This is a genomic window from Frankia sp. CeCAU1 (assembly GCF_977971845.1).
In genome coordinates this window covers 1-3219 of record NZ_CDWWXA010000248.1, presented here as the reverse complement: position 1 = coordinate 3219, position 3219 = coordinate 1, and the positions used below count along the sequence as shown (strand labels likewise).

2 protein-coding genes are annotated in these 3219 nt (G+C 72.9%); both read right to left on the bottom strand.

The genetic code is table 11. The features are described from left to right. Positions 1 to 2210, bottom strand: a 2210-nt coding sequence (locus AC08OO_RS23075; protein ID WP_476619081.1) for an HAD-IB family phosphatase, incomplete at its 3' end; no start/stop codon positions are given. 333 nt (positions 2211 to 2543) lie between these two features. Next, positions 2544 to 3219 (bottom strand): 5'-3' exonuclease (locus tag AC08OO_RS23070; protein WP_476619080.1); only part of this gene is annotated, 676 nt, incomplete at its 5' end.

The window sequence follows — 3219 nt, the reverse complement described above, 5'->3', positions numbered from 1 at the left end:
GACGCCCACTCCTCGATCGGCCACCCCGCCCCCCGCGCCACCTGATGCAACGCGAGATCCGGGTTCACCGCCACCGGGTTACCGACCGCCCGCAGCAACGGCAGATCCGACTGGCTGTCCGCATACGCCCACGACACCCCCAGATCCGCCCCCAACACCCGCGCATGATGATCAATGAACGCCGCCCGCGCATCCCCGACCAGCGGCGAGGACTCCAACCGGCCGGTCAGCAGACCATCCGCACCCACCTCCAGCCGCGCGGCGACCACATCGTCGAACAACGGCGCGAACGGCCGCGTCAACACCTCCACCGCCCCGGTCAGCAGCACCGTGCGATGCCCCGCCGCCCGATGCTCACGCACCCGACGGATCCCCGCCGGTTTCACCCGCCGCAGCAGAATGTCCCCGGCGACCTCCACCACCAGCCGTTCCAACTCCGCCGGATCCACCCCCGCGTAGCGCGCGTACACCGACCGCATCAGATGCCCCCGGTCACGACGCTCCGCACGCACATACCGCGGCAACGCCACCGCCAGCGACGCAAGCTCCCGCACCCGCCGCGGCGCCGAGGCGTCCGCCAACCGCATCCACAGATACGACTCGATCACCGTCGCCGACGCCACCGCCCCGTCCAGGTCGAACACCGCCAGCACCCCGTCACCGGCGGCCAGATGCCCCGACAGCCGCCGCGGCGGCGCGGGATCACGCGGCCGTCGCAGCACCGCCGTCACCGCCGGGCAGTGCACGTCCTGCAGATAGTGCCGCCAGTCGAAACACGCCGGATCAAACCCGAACTCCGCCTGATCGGCCGGATCCATCGCCGCGTGCAACGCACCCGTGGCGTCGTCGACATAGACCAGCTCCGCCTTCGTGTACGCCCGGTACACATCCGAGTAGCGGCGCAGAAACCCCACCCGGCTCTCCGCCCGCTCCAGCTCCCCGGCAAACCGGCGCACCCGATCCGAGGGCGGGGCATGCTCCAACGCCCGGCCCGCCAACCCCACCAGCCGCTCCGAGCGACGCAGCTTCGCCTCCACCGCCGCCGCCCCCGCGAACGGCCACTCCGGCACCGCGAACGTCCCCCGACCGCGCCGCGGCAACGGATCGGCCTGGAAATAGTCCCGCACATAGGCGTACAGATCCCGAAACAGCAACGGATTACGAAAACCCGAACACACCGTGTAATAGGCCGGGGTGTCCGCCGGCGGCACCACCGCCGCCGCCGCCAGGATCGCGTTGACAACCAGATCCACCGGGATGATGTCCACCACCGCGTCCGGGGAGGCGGGGAAGTCCGGCAGCTCACCGCGGCCATAGGCCAGGATCAGCGGCTCGGCCATCTTGAACCCCTCGATCCACCCCGGGAACGGCCGGCGCAGCGCACTCTCGATGATCGAGGGACGGACGACCGTCAACGGCAGATCCCCGTGATGATCCTCCAGATACCGCTCACCCAACGCCTTGGTGAACGTGTACGCATCCGTCCACCCCAGCACCTGCGCACGCTCACCCCCGGCCGTCACCATCCGCCGCGCCACCCACGCCCGGCGCAGCCGCTCCGCCTCCGCCGACACCGTCTGCGCCCCGGCGGCGGCGAACCGCCGCGACGCCTGCGCCCGAAACCGCGCCGAACACTCCGGCGCACGCGAGGCGTCCTCGGTCTGCTGGCGCACCCGCGACGCCGCATCCCACTCGACCCGCCAGTCCACGTCATGGGCCAGCGGCCCCTCGGCGATGTGCCCCGAACGCAACCCCGCCACATACGCCGTCGACACATGCACCAGATGAGGCCTGGCCCCCCCGGCCGCAAGCGCCCGCAGCAGCTCCGCCACCCCACCGACGTTCGTGGTGAACGCCTCGTCGACCGGCGGGTCGAACGACACCTCCCCGGCACAGTGGATGACCACGTCGAGGTCGGCGGGCAGATCCGGCATCGACGCCAGATCCCCCTCGATCACCTCCACCCGCTCGGCGAGCAGCGCCGCCACCCCCGCCGCACCCAACGCCTCCCGCAACCCGCGAAACGCCGGCTTCCGCATCATCCGCGCCAGCCGCGCCGCCCCGCTGTGACTGCCCCGCGGCCGCACCAGCGCCACCACCGCCGTGTCGGGGAAGTCCGACAGCAACCGTTCCAGCAGCGCCTCCCCGACGAACCCGGTCACCCCGGTCACCAGGACCCGCCTGCCCGCGAGCCGCTCACGCAGCCCCACCCTGACCTCCGCTGCCGTCACCTGCACCGCCACCTGCTCGTCCGGTGAGCATCCGCTGCACCGCTGCGCCGCCTGGGCCCTGCTCGTCCGGGTGGGCACCCGCCCACCCGAAGCTCACCCGGAGGGCAACAGTAGGCGACGATCCGCCCCCGCGACGTCAACCGGCGCACCGCCTGCGTGTGCCCACGCCGAGGTACGCAGGGAAACCTACCGTCACCAGGGCAGCGCCATGACGGGCAGCCCCACCACCCACCCGCCGAGATGACCCTGCGCGTCACTGCGGCAGCCGGACGAACACGCCCGCTCAAGCGGCGACCGGACGAACACGCCGGCTCAGCCGTCCGCGGCCTCGGCCAGCGCCCGCACCAGCCGCGTGCACGAACCGGTCAGCCCCCACCGTTCGGCGAGCGCCCCCACCGCCGCCGGATCGACCGGCGCCGCCGGCAGCAGATCGGCGAAGGCACCCACCGGCACGTCCCGCACCACCGCCACCACCCCCACCGCGGCACGCACATAGTCCCGGGCGCCCCGCAACCGACGCCGCGCCCCGGCCGGCAGACCCGCACCGCCGTCGGCGTCAACCGCGGCGAGCACCGCCGCGAGCGACCCGAACCGGGTCAGCAGCGCCGCGGCGGTCTTCGCCCCGATCCCCGCCACCCCCGGCAACCCGTCACTGGGATCACCGCGCAGCACCGCGAAATCGGCATAGGCCCGCCCCGGAACGCCGTAGCGTGCCGTCACCGCCGCCTCGTCCACCACCGCGAACTTCTCCACCGCGTACCGCACCCGCACCCCGGCCGCGTCGTCGACGAGCTGGAACAGGTCCCGGTCACCGGTCAGGATGTCCACCTCCCCCCGGTGACGGGTCGCCAGCGTCGCGATCACGTCGTCAGCCTCGAACCCGGCGGCCTCCGCCCGGGCGATCCCGAACGCGTCGAGGACCTCGTCGATGATCGGGAGCTGGGCGAGCAGGTCGCCGTCCACCCGCTCGACCTGCCCTGCCCCGCCC